The sequence below is a fragment of the Streptomyces phaeochromogenes genome (assembly GCF_001418655.1).
Classification (GTDB): domain Bacteria; phylum Actinomycetota; class Actinomycetes; order Streptomycetales; family Streptomycetaceae; genus Streptomyces; species Streptomyces phaeochromogenes.
In genome coordinates, this window is the sequence record NZ_LIQZ01000094.1 from 17,162 (window position 1) to 33,496 (window position 16,335).

At 69.3% G+C, this 16,335-nt stretch carries 17 protein-coding genes; 9 read left to right on the top strand and 8 right to left on the bottom strand.

The genetic code is table 11. The annotated features are described in order from the left end of the window. The first annotated feature begins 11 nt into the window (after positions 1-11). From AOK17_RS13700 to AOK17_RS13715, 4 genes are all read left to right on the top strand, one after another. Positions 12-989: a carbohydrate ABC transporter permease gene (locus tag AOK17_RS13700; RefSeq protein ID WP_055612703.1), complete on the top strand. Its 978-nt coding sequence runs from the start codon at positions 12-14 to the stop codon at positions 987-989. After that, the gene (locus AOK17_RS13705) at positions 986-1,855 is read left to right on the top strand and encodes a carbohydrate ABC transporter permease (RefSeq protein ID WP_055612704.1); all 870 of its coding nucleotides are present in this window, start codon (positions 986-988) and stop codon (positions 1,853-1,855) included. The genes AOK17_RS13700 and AOK17_RS13705 overlap by 4 nt, the downstream gene beginning before the upstream one ends. A gap of 136 nt (positions 1,856-1,991) precedes the next feature. After that, entirely contained in the window at positions 1,992-3,194 is a 1,203-nt protein-coding gene (locus AOK17_RS13710) for a glycoside hydrolase family 1 protein (RefSeq protein ID WP_055612705.1), read from the top strand. Between the two features lie 177 nt (positions 3,195-3,371). After that, entirely contained in the window at positions 3,372-4,820 is a 1,449-nt protein-coding gene (locus tag AOK17_RS13715; RefSeq protein WP_055612706.1) for a glucoamylase family protein, read from the top strand. A 78-nt stretch (positions 4,821-4,898) separates the two neighbouring features. Here the strand turns inward: AOK17_RS13715 and AOK17_RS13720 are convergent, their stop codons facing one another. Together AOK17_RS13720 and AOK17_RS13725 are read right to left on the bottom strand one after the other, a co-directional pair. After that, the gene (locus tag AOK17_RS13720; RefSeq protein ID WP_055612707.1) at positions 4,899-5,441 is read right to left on the bottom strand and encodes a DUF4240 domain-containing protein; all 543 of its coding nucleotides are present in this window, start codon (positions 5,439-5,441) and stop codon (positions 4,899-4,901) included. A 79-nt stretch (positions 5,442-5,520) separates the two neighbouring features. After that, positions 5,521-6,732: an erythromycin esterase family protein gene (locus tag AOK17_RS13725; protein WP_055612708.1), complete on the bottom strand. Its 1,212-nt coding sequence runs from the start codon at positions 6,730-6,732 to the stop codon at positions 5,521-5,523. 58 nt (positions 6,733-6,790) lie between these two features. Between AOK17_RS13725 and AOK17_RS13730 the strand changes: the two genes are divergently transcribed. Further along, positions 6,791-7,540, top strand: a complete 750-nt coding sequence (locus AOK17_RS13730) for a TioE family transcriptional regulator (protein ID WP_055612709.1) — start codon at positions 6,791-6,793, stop codon at positions 7,538-7,540. A 145-nt stretch (positions 7,541-7,685) separates the two neighbouring features. Here AOK17_RS13730 and AOK17_RS13735 read toward each other — a convergent pair whose 3' ends face one another. After that, on the bottom strand, positions 7,686-8,705 hold the full coding sequence (locus AOK17_RS13735) for an aldo/keto reductase (RefSeq protein ID WP_055612710.1): 1,020 nt from the start codon (positions 8,703-8,705) through the stop codon (positions 7,686-7,688). Positions 8,706-8,868: 163 nt separating this feature from the next. On the opposite strand from AOK17_RS13735, the gene AOK17_RS13740 reads away from it, so the two are divergent. Continuing rightward, positions 8,869-9,459, top strand: a complete 591-nt coding sequence (locus AOK17_RS13740) for a TetR/AcrR family transcriptional regulator (RefSeq protein WP_055612711.1) — start codon at positions 8,869-8,871, stop codon at positions 9,457-9,459. 179 nt (positions 9,460-9,638) lie between these two features. Then, positions 9,639-10,454 (top strand): DUF899 domain-containing protein, encoded by an 816-nt coding sequence (locus AOK17_RS13745; RefSeq protein WP_055612712.1) that lies wholly within the window; start codon positions 9,639-9,641, stop codon positions 10,452-10,454. 31 nt (positions 10,455-10,485) lie between these two features. Here the strand turns inward: AOK17_RS13745 and AOK17_RS13750 are convergent, their stop codons facing one another. Continuing rightward, positions 10,486-10,773, bottom strand: coding sequence for a hypothetical protein (locus tag AOK17_RS13750; protein WP_055612713.1), 288 nt, complete (start codon positions 10,771-10,773; stop codon positions 10,486-10,488). Positions 10,774-11,031: 258 nt separating this feature from the next. Between AOK17_RS13750 and AOK17_RS13755 the strand changes: the two genes are divergently transcribed. After that, positions 11,032-11,484 (top strand): DoxX family protein, encoded by a 453-nt coding sequence (locus AOK17_RS13755; RefSeq protein WP_055612714.1) that lies wholly within the window; start codon positions 11,032-11,034, stop codon positions 11,482-11,484. Positions 11,485-11,489: 5 nt separating this feature from the next. Here AOK17_RS13755 and AOK17_RS13760 read toward each other — a convergent pair whose 3' ends face one another. The 3 genes from AOK17_RS13760 to AOK17_RS13770 are packed head-to-tail and all read right to left on the bottom strand — an operon-like array spanning position 11,490 to position 14,127. After that, positions 11,490-12,149, bottom strand: a complete 660-nt coding sequence (locus AOK17_RS13760) for a response regulator (protein WP_055612715.1) — start codon at positions 12,147-12,149, stop codon at positions 11,490-11,492. Then, positions 12,146-13,294 (bottom strand): sensor histidine kinase, encoded by a 1,149-nt coding sequence (locus AOK17_RS13765; RefSeq protein WP_055612716.1) that lies wholly within the window; start codon positions 13,292-13,294, stop codon positions 12,146-12,148. The genes AOK17_RS13760 and AOK17_RS13765 overlap by 4 nt, the downstream gene beginning before the upstream one ends. Next, entirely contained in the window at positions 13,291-14,127 is an 837-nt protein-coding gene (locus tag AOK17_RS13770; protein ID WP_055612717.1) for a CPBP family intramembrane glutamic endopeptidase, read from the bottom strand. Before AOK17_RS13770 ends, AOK17_RS13765 begins: the two co-directional genes overlap by 4 nt. Before the next feature lie 205 nt (positions 14,128-14,332). Between AOK17_RS13770 and AOK17_RS13775 the strand changes: the two genes are divergently transcribed. Beyond that, positions 14,333-15,199: an LLM class flavin-dependent oxidoreductase gene (locus AOK17_RS13775; protein ID WP_055612718.1), complete on the top strand. Its 867-nt coding sequence runs from the start codon at positions 14,333-14,335 to the stop codon at positions 15,197-15,199. Between the two features lie 40 nt (positions 15,200-15,239). On the opposite strand, the gene AOK17_RS13780 is transcribed toward AOK17_RS13775, so the two are convergent. Then, complete coding sequence (locus AOK17_RS13780) at positions 15,240-16,097, bottom strand: SDR family oxidoreductase (protein ID WP_055612719.1); 858 nt, start codon at positions 16,095-16,097, stop codon at positions 15,240-15,242. Positions 16,098-16,335: the final 238 nt, after the last annotated feature.

A 16,335-nucleotide genomic window follows, 5' to 3' on the forward strand; every position in this document is an offset into this window, starting at 1 on the left:
AGCGTCCCCTCATGTCCCTCACCACAGGACCCGCCGTCCCCCAGGCGGCCGTCGACAAGAGTCCCGACAGCGGCGGGAAATCCGGTCGCGCTCGCCGAGGCCGCCGATCACTCAGCAAGCACAACCTGACCGGATGGCTGTTCTCCACGCCGTTCCTGGTGCTGTTCGGCGTCTTCATGCTCTTTCCGATCGTCGCCACGCTCCTGATGAGCTTCACCGACTTCGGCGCCCGCAACGTCACCCGCCCGCTGGAGGCGGAGTTCGTCGGCCTGGACAACTACACACAGCTCTTCCAGGACGACAAGTTCCTCAAGGCCCTGTTCAACACCGCCTACTTCGTGGTCGTCGGCGTCCCCGCGACCATCGTCCTCGGACTGCTGGCGGCGATCCTGCTGAACAACGGCATCGACAGAGCCCGTACGTTGTTCCGGGTCGGTTTCTACGCGCCGGTCGTCACGACCATCGTCGCCGTGGCCGTCGTCTGGCGCTTCGTGCTCGACCCCTCCGACGGACTGATCGCCTCCCTCGCCTCCGAAGTCGGCCTGACGGCACCGGACTTCCTCGGCTCGGAGACCTGGGCCATGCCGTCCCTGATCACCATGGCCGTATGGCGGAATCTCGGCACCGTCATGGTGCTGTGCATCGCCGGCCTCCAGGCGATCCCGGTCGATGTCCGCGAGGCGGCCCGCCTCGACGGTGCCGGCGCCTGGCAGGAACTGCGCCGCATCACCGTCCCGCTGCTGCGGCCCACCCTGCTGTACGCCACGGTCATCACCACCATCGGTTACCTCAACGTCTTCGAGGAGCCCTTCGTGATGACCCAGGGCGGTCCCTCCGACTCCACGCTGACCGTGTCGCTCGACATGTACCGCGAGGGCTTCAACTTCTTCCACATGGGCTACGCCAGCGCCATGGCGTACGTCCTGTTCGTCGTGATCATGGGCATCACGGTGCTCCAGCTCCGACTGCTGAAGGACAACACCCGATGACCGCCGACACGGCCACCAAGGCCCGGACCCCCCGCCGCACCGGACGGATGCGCACCCCGCTGCTCTACACGATCGCCTCGGTCGCGCTGCTGGTGATGGCCGCCCCGTTCCTGTGGATGGCGCTGTCCGCGTTCAAGACGAAGCAGGACCTCACGGCGAGCCCGCCCGTGTGGATCCCCTCCCGGTGGACGCTGGACAACTTCACGGCCCTGCTCGACCAGCTCGACATGCCGCAGTACTTCCTCAACTCGCTGATCGTGGCCGTCCTGGTGACCGTCAGCAACCTGCTGTTCTGCTCCATGCTCGGCTACGCGCTGGCCAAGCTCGACTTCACCGGGCGTTCCAAGGTCTTCGCGATCGTGCTCGCCGCCCTGATGGTGCCCGGCAACCTCATGATCCTGCCGCTGTACGTGCTGATGAACGGCCTCGGCCTGATCGACACGTACGCCGGTCTCGTACTGCCTTTCGCGGCCGGTGCGTTCGGGGTGTTCCTGATGCGTCAGTTCATGCTCTCCGTGCCCGACGAGCTGCTGGAGGCGGCCCGCCTCGACGGGGCGGGGGAGTGGTACATCTTCTGGCGGATCGTGATGCCGCTGGTCAAACCCGCTCTCGCAACCCTGACGATCTTCACCTTCCTCGGCTCCTGGAACAACTTCATCTGGCCCCTGATCGCCACCAACGACCCGGACAAGTACACCCTGCCGGTGGCGTTGGCGACCTTCGCCAACGATCCCAACCGCACGGTCGGCGGCGGCAACGGCATGCTCATGGCCGGCTCACTCCTCGTCGTACTCCCGGTCCTGGCCGTCTTCATCGTCCTGCAACGGCACTTCACGCAGGGCATCGCCACCGCAGGCCTGAAGTAACCCCCGCCCGGCGCCTCTTCCCTCGGCCTTCCTGCACCTGCTCCTCCCGGCCTCCCGCACCCGCCGGTCGCCTCGCCGCGACCCCCGGGCCGGTCGCCGTGCCACCACCCCCACACCAGAAAGACAGAAACGGACGATGACGCACACCACCACCCGCTTCCCCGACGGCTTCCTGTGGGGCGCCTCCACCGCCGCCCACCAGATCGAGGGAAACAACGTCAACAGCGACTGGTGGCGCAAGGAGCACGACCCCGCCGCCGGGATCGCCGAACCCAGCCTGGACGCCTGTGACAGCTACCACCGCTGGGAGCAGGACATGGACCTGCTCGCCGAACTGGGCTTCACCGACTACCGGTTCAGCATCGAGTGGGCACGCATCGAGCCGGTCCGCGGCACCTTCTCCCGCGCGGAGATCGCCCACTACCGCCGTATGGTCGAAGGAGCTCTCGCCCGCGGGCTGCGTCCCATGGTGACCCTGCACCACTTCACCGTTCCGCAGTGGTTCGAGGACTTCGGCGGCTGGACCACCGACGGCGCCGTCGACCTCTTCGCCCGTTACGTCGAGGAGTGCGCGCCCGTCATCGCCGACGGTGTACGGCATGTGTGCACCATCAACGAGCCGAACATGATCGCCGTCATGGCGGGAGCCGCGAAGGCCGGAGACAAGGGCTTCCCGCCCGCGGGCCTGCCCACCCCCGACGAGGAGACCACCCGCGCGGTGATCGCCGCGCACCAGACGGCCGTCAAGACCATCCGTGCCCAGCACCCCGACGTCGAGGTGGGCTGGACCATCGCGAACCAGGTCTATCAGGCCCTGCCCGGCGCCGAGCAGGTCACCGCCGACTACCGTCACCCCCGCGAGGACGTCTTCATCGAGGCCGCCCGTGGCGACGACTGGATCGGCGTGCAGTCCTACACCCGCACCAAGATCGCCTCCGAGGGTCCCGTCCCGGCCCCCGACGACGTCGAACGCACCCTGACGCAGTGGGAGTACTACCCGACCGCTGTCGGCCACGCCCTGCGCCACACCGCCGAGGTCATCGGCGACGACACACCACTGATCGTCACCGAGAACGGCATCGCCACCGCGGACGACAGCCGTCGCGTCGACTACTACACCGGCGCCCTCGGCGCGGTCGCCGCCGCCATCGAGGACGGCCTGAACGTCCAGGGCTACCTTGCGTGGAGCGCCCTGGACAACTACGAATGGGGCTCCTTCAAGCCGACCTTCGGACTGATCGCCGTGGACCCGACCACCTTCGAGCGCACCGCGAAGCCGTCCGCCGTGTGGCTCGGCAGCCTGGGCCGCGACCGCGCCCTGCCGCGCACCGAGTCCTGACACCCCTCAAGACCCGGGAGCCGGCCGGCACCTGACACCGGCCGGCTCCCGTCCCCCCTCGCACGCGTACGGACCCGCCCCTCCGCACCACAATCCGGCACTACCGCACCAACCGCGCACCACGGACACGCACCCTTCCGCCTGCCTGCCTTCCCACAGCACAGGAGTCAGAGCCGCATGAACCGTCGTAGCTTCCTCACCGCCGCCGCAACCACTGCCGCGGCCACCTGCGCCACGTCCCTCACGGCAACCACCGCCACAGCAACTACCGCCACCGCGGCGAACGTCGCCCCAGCCGTACGGACCGACGCGGAACGCCGGCTGTTGCGCGACTGGTTCGTCGCGACCCACCGCTCCATGGAGGCCATGACGACCGAACTCGGCCTGGCCGCCGACAAGATCGACGTCAGCGGGAGCGGTACGCCGGTGCCGTCCGCGCAGACCTCACCGACCAACATCGGCTGCGGTCTGTGGTCCACCGTCGCAGCCGCCGGACTCGGCGTCATTTCCGCCGCCACCATGCGCCGTCGGCTGGCTCGCACGGTCGCCGCCGTGGAACGCTTGGAGCGAGCCCACGGCTTCTGGTTCAACTGGTATGACGCGCACGACGGTTCACTGCTGACGACCTGGCCGGAGACCGGCGACCCCGTGCGTCCGTTCCTGTCCAGCGTCGACAACGCGTGGCTGGTGACCGGCCTGCGCATCGCCGCGCACACGGACCCCGCCCTGCGCCCCCGCGTCGCCGCCCTCCTCGCCGACGCCGACTGGTCGTACTACTACACTCCCTACGACCCGGCCGACCCGGTCGCCGGCCCCGGACAACTGCGTGGCGGCTTCTGGCCGGACAAGCCGGGCAAGGGCGAACCCACCGGCCACCACTACGGCGCCCTCAACACCGAGCCCCGCATGGCCAGTTACCTCGGCATCGCCGACGGCTCACTGCCCACCGAGCACTACTGGCACCTGATGCGCACCCTGCTTCCGGGAGCGGGCCAGGAACAGGAACCGCAGGGCGAGTACGTCGAGATCGACGGCGTACGCGTCTGGGAGGGCCACTACACCTACCGGGGCCGGAAGCTCGTTCCCACCTGGGGTGGCTCCATGTTCGAGGCGTTGATGGTCCCGCTGTTCGTGCCCGAACCGGAGTGGTCCCCACGCTCCTGGGGCACCACCCACCGTCGCTACGTCCGCAGCCAGATCGAACACGGCCTGATCGAGGAGGACTACGGCTACTGGGGCTTCTCCCCGGCCTCCATCCCCGCCGGCGGCTACCGCGAGTACGGGGTCGACGGGATAGGCATGCAGGAGGAGGGCTACAACTCCCTGGGCGTCGTCACCCCGCACGCCTCCTTCCTCGCCCTGCCCCAGGCCCCGGCCGAGGCCCTCACCAACCTCCGCGCCCTCGACCGAGCCTTCGGCGCCTACGACGACCGCTACGGCTTCCGCGACTCCGTCGACGTCACCACCGGTCGCGTAAGCGACTTCGTCCTCGCCCTCGACCAGGGCATGATCACCGCGGCCATCGCCCAACACCTGCACCCGGGCCTGCTCCAAACGCCGTTCCGCACGGCGGGCTTCCACACCCGCGTACGCCCGCTGCTCGGCAAGGAGCGGTTCTCCCTTTAGACGGGAGGGGTATCGCCGCCGGGCCATGAGCGGATTTCCTCCGCTGCTCGACCTGGCGTCGGTACTGCGGGTTTCCACTTACTCAAGGTGCAGAGCTGCCAAGCGTGGCAGTCGGCGAGACATTTCGTCTTGGTCATCGAAGTTGAAGTCCCAAGCCAGGTCCAGGTCCAGGTTCGGGTATCGGATGGTGAACGCGTCGTCAGGGAGTCGCTTGCCGGTCGCCGTGATGTGTGCGTTCCAGGCGATGGTCAGCGTCTCCTCACAATTGAGATCGATTCCGTCGGCCGCTGCAGCTCGCACGGCGGGCATGTCTGCGAGGGCATCGGGGTCAGCCCCTATGCGCTCGAAGACCTCGCGTCCCTGCGCGATCAACCAGCCACGGAAGTAGTCGAAGCCGTCGTCGGAGCATCCGCCGTTGACCGCGTAGGCAGCGGCCCACAGAGGATTCGTGTAGGAGTCGGCCATCAGGTTCCACAACACCTGCTGAGCGGCGACGATCTCCTCGGCCGGGTGCGTGGCCAGCAGCGAGGTTGTGCGGCGGGCAACCTCTTCCGCGTCGTTCGGGTCGGGTGTCTGGTTGCGGGCTGCCTCGATGAGCTGCCAGAACCGCTGTGTGTTCATGGCTGCAGAGCATGCCAGGAGGCACTGACAACGCACTGGAGCCGGAAGGCCGGCCTGCCGGAACTCCCACGTTGCCTGTTCAGCTCCGCGGGACATCCCTGACGAACACGATCCCGTCGCTGTTCGCCAGGTGGGCCGGGTCGAAAGGGGCGTAGCCGAACCAGGGGGAGACGCGGGGTGCGGGGACGGTGTTGCCGAGGGCGGTGGTCAGTCGCGGGGCGTTGATGACGTAGCGGTCGTCCGGGAGTTCGTAGAGGAGGCCTTCGAGGGTGTTCGGCGGTGGGGTGCCCACTCCCTGGTGGCGGATCGTGCCGAGGGCCGTGGCCACGAAGGCGTACTCCTTGCCGAGTCGGGCGCTCACCAGGGCACCGGCGCTCCACCACTCCACCCGTCCCTGCCACATCTGCATGGAGCTCTTCTCCCGCTGGAGGTGGGAGTTTCCGGCATGGACGAGTGCCGGTCCCCGGGCGGCGACGGCCAGGAGGTTGTGGGACATCATCAGGTCCCGCAGCGCGCACAGCCGTGTCATGCGGGCCGGTGAGGTGTCGGCCATCGAGTGGTGGTAGCGCAGGAGGCCGGTCGCGGTGCGTCCGTACAGGCGCGCCCGGTCCAGGTCGTCCCGCGAGGTCGTCGAGATCAGGTGCGGCGTCTGTGCATCCAGCAGTGCCACCAGGTCGTCGGCGAGCAGCCGGAGCCGACCGGCCTCGGCCGACTGACCCACGGACTGGGACGGGTCCAGCATCGCGGCGGGATCGGTCCACCGGTCGTCGGCGCCGAGCAGGTGGTCGAGTGTTTCCGCGGTGCAGGGCAACAGGTCCGCGTCCACCCAGGTCGAGAGGTAGTCGTGGAGTCCGGTGAGTGCCTGCCGGGGGCTCGCGGCGGCCGTGATCTCCAGCGGGCCGTCGAAACCCGCGAAGCGGAGCCGCTCGGACGCGGGCCGGCCCTCGTTGTGGGTGCGCATCCAGCGTACGAGCTCGCGGTTGGCCGCGGACGCGCCCCAGCCGTGGCTGAATCCGTGCTCCATGACCTCGTCGAGAGTGCCCGTGCCCGAGGTGACGTAGTCGTCCACGACCAGGCCCATCATGCAGTCGCTCTCGATCGCGATCGTCCTGTAGCCCTCCTGCTCGACGAGCTGTTGGAAGAGTTCGTTGCGCAGGTCGAGCAGGGTGTCCTCGCCGTGGGTGGGCTCCCCCAGCGCGAGCAGGCGAGGGCGGGCCGGAAGCAGCCTCATGACGGCGGCAGCGTCGAAAGCGTGGACGGCATGGACGGCGTCCTTGATGTCAGTAGCCATGCCTTAAACGGTATCGTTGAACCATCGGTTGAAACTTTTTCGCGATATCGGCAGGGTCATGGGGCGAAACCTTCAAAACGGTGAGCGGCTCAGGCCGGTTGATCTGGCGCGCGGGCACGGTCTGTCCACGCAGGCGGTCAGGAACTACGAGGAGGCCGGCATCCTGCCGGCAGCTGACCGCACACCCGCCGGATACCGGACCTATACCTCTCTGCACGCGCGGGCCCTGCGCGCGTTTCTCGCCCTCGTGCCCGGCCACGGCCATCAGACGGCGACATCGATCATGCGGGCCGTGAACCAGGGCGAGGTCGATGAGGCGTTCCGTCTCATCGATGACAGCCACGCCCAACTCCTCGACGACCGGCGGACCCTCCAAGCCGTGGAGAGCGCCCTCCGCGACCTGGAGCCCACCGCGGCGCCGGAGCCCGATGTGGCTTCTGGGCCCGACGCGAGTTCCGGGCTCGCCGACAGGTTCATCGGGCCGCTGGCGGAAGAGCTCGGGATCCGGCCCGCGACCCTGCGCAAATGGGAGCGCGCCGGGCTGATGCGTCCGCGCCGAGACCCGATGACCGGGTACCGCGTCTACGACGAGTCCGACGTACGGGATGCCCGGCTGGCCCACCAACTCCGGCGGGGCGGCTACCTGTTGGAGCAGATCGCTCCGCTGATCGCCCAGGTACGGTCGGCCGGCGGGCTGGAGCCGCTGGAGGCCGCGCTGTCCGACTGGCGAGGCCGGGTATCGGCCCGCGGGCGCGCGATGCTGACCGGGGCCGCCGAGCTGGAGGCGTACCTCCGCGAGCGCGGATGAGCCGCCGGACGTCGGGCGACGAGAGCAATGGCCACTGCGCCACCGGGCGTATCGGGGAGCCGGAACGAGTACCGGCTGGGACGCAGACGCAGACGTGGATGCGGACGTAGACGTGGACCTGGTCGCGCTGTCGCGGGTCCGGCCGTCAGCGGCGTCGTAGTGCCGGGTCGAGCAGGGCGGGCGGAGTGTCGTTCTTCTCGTGTGCGGCCAGGTCGGTGCCGGGGGCGACGATGGTGTCGATGGCATCCAGTACGTCGGCCGTGAGCACGGTGTCGGCCGCGGCGAGCTGCGAGTGCAGATGGTCCAGCGTGCGGGGACCGATCAGCGCACTGGTCACGGCCGGGTGCGCGGTCACGAATCCGAGCGCGAGCTGGATCATGGTCAGGCCGGCCTCGTCGGCGACTTCGGCCAGCTGCTCGACGGCGTCGAGCCTCGCCCGGTTGGAGGGGATCGCGGTGTCGAAGCGCTGCGGCATGAACGCCGAGCGGCTGGTGGTGATGTCCCGGCCCTCGCGGATCGCACCCGACAGCCAGCCCGAGGCCAGCGGGCTCCAGGCCAGCACGCCGAGCCCGTACTCCTCGGTCACGGGCAGGACGTGGGTCTCGATGCCGCGCTGCAGGATCGAGTAGCTGGGCTGTTCGGTGACGTAGCGGCTCAGGTGGTGCTCGCGGGCGGCCCACTGTGCCTGCACGATGCGGTACGCCGGGAAGGTCGAGGAGCCGAAGTACCGGATCTTTCCCGCGCGTTGGAGGTCGGTGAGGGCCGACAGCGTCTCCTCGTCGCCGGTGGTCGGGTCCCACCGGTGGATCTGGTAGAGATCGACGTGATCGACACCGAGGCGGCGCAGGCTGTTGTCCAGCGAGGTGACCAGCCAGCGGCGCGAGCTGCCCCGATGGTTGCGCTCGTCGCCCATGGGCAGGGTCGCCTTCGTGGCCAGCACGATGTCGTCGCGGCGGCCGGCGATGGCCTTGCCGACCATCTCCTCGGACTCGCCGCCGCTGTACGCGTCGGCGGTGTCGATGACATTGATCCCGCCTTCGAGGGCGGCATCGACGACTGCGGTGGCCTCGTCCTGCGTGGTGCGCCCGATCCTGCCGAAGTTCATCGCGCCGAGCGCGAGGGAGCTGACCTGCACACCGGTGCGGCCCAAGGTGCGGTACTGCATGACCGTGATCCTCCATTGCGGGTGAAGCGTGGTGTCACTGCATGGCTTGGTTGTCGGGCCCCTGCTCTGGCATCATGAGCAAACGGAACCTCGTTCCGGAACGATACGGAACATTGTTCCGTTTAGCAAGCTCGACGGTGGAGCGACAGCGGAGGGAGACGCGGTGAACGACAGCGACGAGGGCGCGGGGGGCGCTGCCCAGTCCAAGCGGAAGGACGCACGGCGCAACAAAGAGACCCTGCTCGACGCTGCCGCCGCGGTCTTCGTCACGTCGGGGGTGGAGGCGCCGGTACGTGACATCGCGGCCAAGGCAGGCGTCGGGCTGGGCACGATCTACCGCCACTTCCCGACTCGGTCGGATCTCGTCATCGCCGTGTACCGGCACCAGGTCGACGCCTGCGCCGAGGCCGGCCCGGCCCTGCTGGAGAGCAGCCCGACACCGCACGCCGCCCTCGCGCGGTGGGTCGGCCTCTTCGTCGACTTCCTGGTCACCAAGCACGGACTCGCTGCCGCGCTGCAGACCGACAACGCCGGTTTCGAAACGCTGCACGCCTACTTCCTCGACCGTCTCCTGCCGGTCTGCACCCAGCTCCTCGACGCTGCCGCCGCGTCCGGCGAGATCCGTTCCGACCTGACCGCCTACCAACTCATGCGCGGCGTCGGAAACCTCTGCATCGGCGCCGACGGCGATTCCCGCTACGACGCACGTCGACTGGTCGAGCTCCTCGTCGCGGGACTACGCCAACCGAACTGATCGTGGCAGCCGTGGACGACGGGCTCTTCGGATGGCCGAGGGCGCGCCCTGCCGCGATGAGTTTTGGCGGCGTCGCGAGTCTGTTCCGGTGAGCGTCGTAGACATCGTATGGACGTCGCATACATGTCGCACAGACGTCGTACGGCGCTGCCCCGGCACGAGACTCCACGGAGGACACCATGACGACCACGCCCGGCACCGCGAGCAGCGACCTCCCCGGCAAGCCGCCGGTCGTCGACCTGGCCGCCTGGCGGACCGCACGTGATGAGCTGCTGGTCCGCGAGAAGGCGCACACCCGCGAGGGCGACGCGATTGCCGCTGCCCGGCGGAGGCTGCCGATGGTGGAGCTCGACGGGACGGTCGAGGTCGTCGGGGCCGACGGCCCGGCCCCGTTCCTGGACCTGTTCCAGGGGCGCGACGAGCTCGTGGTCTACCAGCACATGTGGTACGACGGCGCGCCGCACCAGGGGCAGTGCGAGGGCTGCACCACCACGGCCTGGCACGTGAAGGACGCCGTCTACCTCAACGCCCGGGGCGTCTCGTACGCGGTCCTGACCTCGGGAGCGTGGGACGAGGTGGCTCCGTACGTCGAGTTCATGGGTTACACCCAGCCCTGGTACTCGGTACGGGGCGTGGAGGCGCCGGTCGGCGGAGACATGGGGCACATCGCCTGCTTCCTGCGCGACGGCGACCGCGTGTTCCTCACCTACTCCACGACAGGCCGTGGCAACGAGCCGGTCAACGGGTCCCTCAGCCTGCTCGACATGACTCCCTACGGCCGTGGCGAGGCCTGGGAGGACAACCCCGAGGGCCGGTCCGCGATCGGCGAAGTCCGTGAGGGGCACCCGTCCGTGGGCCAACAGGCCTGCTGGTACTGGCGCTCGGACGCGGACGGCATCGCCACCTGGGGCCCGACCAGCCGCCCCGTGCCGCAGTGGACCCGCCCCGGCGCGACCCCGGCGGAGACCCTCGGCCGCCAGGGCCACCACCACTGACGCTCCTACGTCGGGACGCCGACCGCCCGTGTCACTGGAGCGAGTCGCTTCGAGCCGACTCCTGCCGCTGCTCGTGCTGCTCGTTCCAGAGGTCGGCGAGCTCGCCGAGTGCGCTGTTGAAGCGGGCGAGCTCCCAGAGCAGGTAGACACTGGCTCCGGCGAACGGTATCCACTCACCCCATCCGAAGACGAGAACCGGCATGTACAGCAGGCCTGCCAGGACAAAGAACTTGACGAAGATCTCGGCCGCGTACGTCTGCTTGCGGTCGACGGTGACATGCTCTCCGCGGCCTTGGGTCCACTGCAGGCGCGATCTCATGGCTACTCCCTATGGGCTCCGGATGGACATCATGCCGTCTGTCGCTTGGTGAGTGCCAGTACGGAATTTGGTGAGTGCTGGTGGGAAATGGGGCCGGTCGGGATCTCGACACAGGCGACTACGATCACGGTGCGCAGGGACATCAAAACCCGTTTGAACCCGGAGCGCTCCGGACACGTACGGTCAACTAGGGGCTTCTACCCGCATCCTGTGGTTCATGGCCCCCTGATTCCGTAGTGACACTTTCGAGGAGTACCGATGACCACCAACCCGCGCCTCGGAGACTGGCTGACGACGCGCCAGCCGTTCGTGCTGGGCCTTTTCCGCATGGTTCTTGGCCTGTTGTTCGCCAGCGAGGGCGCTGCCACGGTCTTCGGGGTGCTCGACAGGAAGGCCAGCCCGACGGGTGACTGGCCCTTCTGGTACGCCGGGGTGATCGAGCTGGTGTGCGGCGTTCTGGTTCTCCTCGGGGTCGCGACCCGCAGCGCGGCGTTCCTCAGCTCGGGCATCATGGCGTTCGCGTACTTCACGGAGCACCAGCAGGACGGCCTCTTCCCCTTGCAGAACGGGGGACTTGCACCGGTGCTCTTCTGCTGGGGATTCCTGTTCATCGTGTTCTCCGGCCCCGGTGCCTTCTCCCTCGCGGGACTCGTCGGCCGCGGGAGCGGCGCGCGTTCCGTCGCCGGCCCGGTGACCGAACAGGCCCGGTAGCGAGCTCAGGTCACCAGGCCCTGGCGGTAGGCGTAGACGACGGCTTGGACGCGGTCGCGGAGGTTGAGCTTGGCGAGGATGCGGGAGACGAAGGTCTTGACGGTCTCCGGGCTGATCACCAGGGTCGCGGCGATCTCGCTGTTGGAGAGGCCGTTCGCGATGAGCCGAAGGACCTCCAACTCGCGCGGGGTGAGCGGGATGTCGGGTGATGTGCCCTCGGAGGGCCGGATGCGGGCGGCGTACCTGCCCACGAGTCGGCGCGTCACCTCGGGGTCCAGCAGTGCCGCGCCCGTGCCCACGGTCCGGATCCCGTGGAGCAGTTGGGCCGGCGGCGCGTCCTTGAGCAGGAAGCCGCTGGCCCCCGCGCGCAGCGCCTCGTAGACGTACTCGTCCAGGTTGAACGTGGTCACCACGAGCACCTTGACGGGACGCGGCACCCCGGCACCGGCCAGCAGACGGGTGGCCTCGATGCCGTCCAGCATCGGCATGCGTACGTCCATCACCACGACGTCCGGGTGCACTTGGCCGGCGAGGTCGACCGCGGCCTGTCCGTCTCCGCACTCGCCGGCCACCTCCATGTCGGGCTGGGCGCCGATGATCGTCACCAGTCCGGTGCGGATCAGCACCTGGTCGTCGCAGACCAGGACCCGGATCGGTGCGGTCACGACGGGCTCCCCGCGGGTATGCGTGCCCGTACGACGAAGCCACCGGCCTTCTGCGTGCCCGCGCTGAAGTCGCCGCCCAGGACGTCCACCCGTTCGCGGAGACCCGCCAGGCCGCGCCCGCTCCCGCCGGGTGAGGCGGCCCGCGAGCCGGAACCGTCCGTACTGACCTCCACGGTGATCTCCCTTTCGGCGTGGCGCACCTGGACCGAAGTGCGGCTGCCGTGAGCGTATTTGAGGGCGTTGGTCAGGGCCTCCTGCACGACTCGGTAGGCCACGAGGTCGGCGCTGCCGGTCGACTCCGCCGGTGTGCCCTCCTCGGTGAACTCCACCGGCTGACCGGCCCGGCGCGTCTGCTCCACGAGCGTGAGCAGTCTGCCGACGGACGGTGTTCTGCCCTCGGTGCCGTGGTCGGGGTTGAGCAGGTCGAGCAGGTGCCGCAGGTCGGTGATGGCCCGCCGGCCGGTGTCGGAGACGGCGGTCAGGGTCTGGTCGAGGCGATCGGGCGAGGCGGTGAGATAGCGCGCGGCCTCGGCCTGTACGACCATCGCCGTCACGTGATGGGTCACGACGTCGTGCAACTCGCTTGCGATGCGGGTGCGTTCGGCGGTGCGGGTGTCCTCGGCGATACGGCTGCGGCGTTCGGCGTCCGCGCCCCGGGTGGAGCGCAGCCACGCCCCGAAACCCCACGCGAGGACCATCGCCAGATAGAACGTCACGAATCCGATCGGTGGCTCGCCCGAATCGAGCCGGATGAGCGTGATCGCCAGTGGCACGTACGCCACGGAGAAGGCGATCGCGGCGGTACGCCGGTGCCGTTCCAGATGGGCCCCGACACTCAGCAGCGCGATCGGCAGGGCGGTGCCCGCGAACGAGTGGTAGCCGCGGATCTGGTCGATGGCGAAGCCGACCGACACCAGGGCGAGGCAGACGGCCGGCCACCGTCGGCGCACGGCGAGCGGGAAGCATTCGAGGGCGATCGCCACGAAGGCCAGTGCGTCGAGGGGACGGTGCGGCAGGTTGCCGATCTGCGTGCCGTAGAACCCCGGCAGGAACGACGCGGCGATGCACAGCAACCCGATCGGGAGATCCCGGATCGTGACGTCGGCCCGGTGCCACCACTCGGGGGGCCGCCGAAGACTGATCATCGGGGGAGTGTAGCGGTGGTGTCGGTCCGCTCGGCTCGCCGACGGCGGGGCACCACATGGCCGCGCCGGTGGGCCAGCCACATGAACGCGATCGTCGCCAGTACGCAGAACAGCACCGAGTACACGCTTCCCTCCGGGCCGAAGTCGCCGCCGGTGAGCAGCTTCGGGCCCGACATCGCGGAGTCCAGCAGCCCTTGGGGGGTGTCGTTGCCCGAGACCTCGGTGCTGAAGATGCCGGACGCGGCGAAGTTCCAGCCGAAGTGCAGACCGATCGGCACCCACAACTTGCGGGTGGCGACGTACGCGGCGGTGAGCATGCCGCCGGCCTCGATGGCGATGGCGGTGGCGCCCCACACGCTCGCGTTCGGGTTGAGCAGATGCGACAGACCGAACAGGGCACCGGTCAGCACCAGCGCGATCCACGTGCCGATGCGTTCCTCGGTGATCCGGAACAGGACGCCGCGGAACAGCAGTTCCTCCGTCACCGCGGCGGCGGCCATGAAGCCGAACAGCCCCGCCGCGCCCGACACCGAGCCCACGCCGTCGACCTCGTAGTGCCCGGAGGTGAAGAGGTTCACCATGACGGCCCCGAACAGCGCGGCGCCGATCAGCGTTCCGCGGCCTATCGCGACCGGGGCGCCTTCCAGGGCCACTTCCGTGGACGGGCGGCGCTCGGTCCGCCGTACCACCCACCCGTAGACAACCACCGCGAGCACGGCTGTCGGGACGCCGACGGCCAGTTGGAGCCACGGGTGGTCCTCCAGCGCGGCAAGCGCCTGACCGCCGATGAACGCGACCGCCGCGACGGCCAAGAATTGCCAGACCAGCCTCATGAGAACTCCTACTCCAGAGCCGCGACCTGAGTGCCGCGGGCTGGGTAGAAAGCTATGGATCCGGCGGCCCGGAATCGTCACCGCTCGGTGGACACCTGCGCGTAGCTCTCTCGGGGGACAGGGCCTACCGGCCCGCCGGTACAGGGCGCACAGCCCGGCAGGAATTTCGGTTGCCGGTCCAGGTGCCGTGCAGCACGATGCGGGGATGCGCTTCTCGGTGAACATTCCGAACTTCGGTGACTTCGCCGATCCCAGGACCGTGGCGAAGGTGGCCGCGGCGGCCGAACAGGCAGGGTGGGACGGGCTGTTCGTCTGGGATCACGTACTGCATCGCAAGCACGGGGACAGACCTTTCGGGGACCCCTGGATGCTGCTGACCGCCGCCGCGCTGGCGACGTCCCGGATCCGGCTGGGCACGCTGGTCACCCCCGTCGCCCGTCGGCGCCCCCAGCAACTCGCCCGCCAGGTGGCCACCTTGGACGCCGTGAGCGGCGGCCGAGTCACCTTCGCCGCGGGGCTGGGCGGGCCCGTCGAGGACGAGTACGAGAGTTTCGGCGACACCACCGACCCGAAGGTACTGGCCGAGCGGCTGGACGAGGGCCTGGACCTGCTCCAGCGATACTGGTCGGGCAAGCCGGTCAACCACGAAGGACGGCACTACGAGGTACGGGACGTGACCTTGCTGCCCGCCACCGTGCAGCGCCCTCGGCCGCCGGTCTGGGTCGCCGGCTTCTGGCCGAACCGCCCGCCCATGCGCCGGGCCGCCCGCTGGGACGGCGTGGTCCCACTGTTCACCGAGGCCAGGCACGGCCACATACCGCCTGTCGACCAGGTCCGCGACCTGGTCGCCTACGTCCGCAAGCAGCGCGAGGACCGGTCCGGCACCCCGTTCGAGATCGTCCTCGGCGGTGCCACACCGGGCGACGACGCGGCCAGGACCCGCGATCTGATCGGCCCGCTGGCCGAGGCGGGGGCCACCTGGTGGGACGAGCGGCAGATCCAGACCGACGAAACACTGGACCGGCTCACACCCGTGCTGCGCCGCATCGAACAGGGGCCGCCGGTCTTGTAGTGCGGCGTACTTCTACTGGATCGCGGCTACTGGATCGCTTCTACCGGACGTGGAGGAACTCCCCGGCTCCCCGCAGCCGAGTGCGTACGCGCTTCTGGGTGGCGCCGTTGTCGAGGCGGACGTCGAGGGCGCCGGGCATGGGGGTGTCGGCCCGGCGCCCGGCAGGCAGTCGGGCCGCGTCGAGCCCGTCGCGCCGGGCGATGAGTACGCCGAGTTCATGGCGGCTGAGGGCGTCCGCTCCGGCGAGGTGGAACATGCCGCCATGATCAGACACCGCGAGCTCCAGCAGCGCGGAAGCCAGGTCTTCGACATGGACCGGGCAGCGGATGTCGTCGGTGAACAGGACGCCGTCATGTGTGCCGGCTGCCAGGGCGTGGACCAGACGCTCGTGCACGAACCCGTCAGACCCGTACCCGCCGCGTCCGATGATCAACGACGTACGTGCGACCGCGGCGGTCGGCGCCAGGAGCCGCACCGCGGTCTCGGCGGCGGCCTTGGCCGCGCCGTACGGGGTGACCGGGTCGGGCAGGCAGGTCTCGTCGTAGTGAATCCGGGAACCGGAGAACACCGCGTCGCTGGAGACGTGGACCAGGCGGCACCCGCGTCGCGTCGCGGCCATCGCCACGCGGATCGAGCCGTCGGCGGTGACCGCCCAGTCGCTTCCTCCGCTCGTGGCGTCGATGACAGCACTGGGGGCCACCGCGGCCAGTACCTCGTCGATGTGCCCGGGGGAGCGAAGATCGAGCCGGTGCCACGAGGCTCCGGAAACTCCGGCAGCTCCGGCAATGCCGTCGGGACGGGAACAGTACGTCGCGGCCGTTTCCCAGCCCGCGGCCGTCGCCCGGCGCACCAGTTCCGTACCGAGAACCCCGCTGCCGCCGATGATCAGGATCTTCATGGCGCCCTACGGTAACCGGGACCGGACCGGCCCGACCCCGAAGGATCAGGCCGCGGAGCAGGGATGACTCCCTTGATCCTGGACGACTTCCCCCGGAGACCGCGCGCGCCGGGGACGAGTGTGGCACCGTGGACACCAGGCCCGGCCCGTCACTTCCCCCCGTAGTGGCGGGTCGGGTCTGTCTGTGCTTCCCCAGCCGTTCTGTCGTTGGCGTGTCCAGGCTCCCTGGGGCTGCGGG

What these genes read in the sequence shown, in the direction of transcription:
- AOK17_RS13755 (WP_055612714.1), top strand. Translation starts at nt 11,032, where the DNA reads ATGACCACCAACCCGCGCCTCGGAGACTGGCTGACGACGCGCCAGCCG.
- AOK17_RS13705 (WP_055612704.1), top strand. Translation starts at nt 986, where the DNA reads ATGACCGCCGACACGGCCACCAAGGCCCGGACCCCCCGCCGCACCGGA.
- AOK17_RS13770 (WP_055612717.1), bottom strand. Translation starts at nt 14,127, where the DNA reads ATGAGGCTGGTCTGGCAATTCTTGGCCGTCGCGGCGGTCGCGTTCATC.
- AOK17_RS13700 (WP_055612703.1), top strand. Translation starts at nt 12, where the DNA reads ATGTCCCTCACCACAGGACCCGCCGTCCCCCAGGCGGCCGTCGACAAG.
- AOK17_RS13745 (WP_055612712.1), top strand. Translation starts at nt 9,639, where the DNA reads ATGACGACCACGCCCGGCACCGCGAGCAGCGACCTCCCCGGCAAGCCG.
- AOK17_RS13730 (WP_055612709.1), top strand. Translation starts at nt 6,791, where the DNA reads ATGGGGCGAAACCTTCAAAACGGTGAGCGGCTCAGGCCGGTTGATCTG.
- AOK17_RS13720 (WP_055612707.1), bottom strand. Translation starts at nt 5,441, where the DNA reads ATGAACACACAGCGGTTCTGGCAGCTCATCGAGGCAGCCCGCAACCAG.
- AOK17_RS13780 (WP_055612719.1), bottom strand. Translation starts at nt 16,097, where the DNA reads ATGAAGATCCTGATCATCGGCGGCAGCGGGGTTCTCGGTACGGAACTG.
- AOK17_RS13765 (WP_055612716.1), bottom strand. Translation starts at nt 13,294, where the DNA reads ATGATCAGTCTTCGGCGGCCCCCCGAGTGGTGGCACCGGGCCGACGTC.
- AOK17_RS13750 (WP_055612713.1), bottom strand. Translation starts at nt 10,773, where the DNA reads ATGAGATCGCGCCTGCAGTGGACCCAAGGCCGCGGAGAGCATGTCACC.
- AOK17_RS13715 (WP_055612706.1), top strand. Translation starts at nt 3,372, where the DNA reads ATGAACCGTCGTAGCTTCCTCACCGCCGCCGCAACCACTGCCGCGGCC.
- AOK17_RS13710 (WP_055612705.1), top strand. Translation starts at nt 1,992, where the DNA reads ATGACGCACACCACCACCCGCTTCCCCGACGGCTTCCTGTGGGGCGCC.
- AOK17_RS13735 (WP_055612710.1), bottom strand. Translation starts at nt 8,705, where the DNA reads ATGCAGTACCGCACCTTGGGCCGCACCGGTGTGCAGGTCAGCTCCCTC.
- AOK17_RS13775 (WP_055612718.1), top strand. Translation starts at nt 14,333, where the DNA reads ATGCGCTTCTCGGTGAACATTCCGAACTTCGGTGACTTCGCCGATCCC.
- AOK17_RS13725 (WP_055612708.1), bottom strand. Translation starts at nt 6,732, where the DNA reads ATGGCTACTGACATCAAGGACGCCGTCCATGCCGTCCACGCTTTCGAC.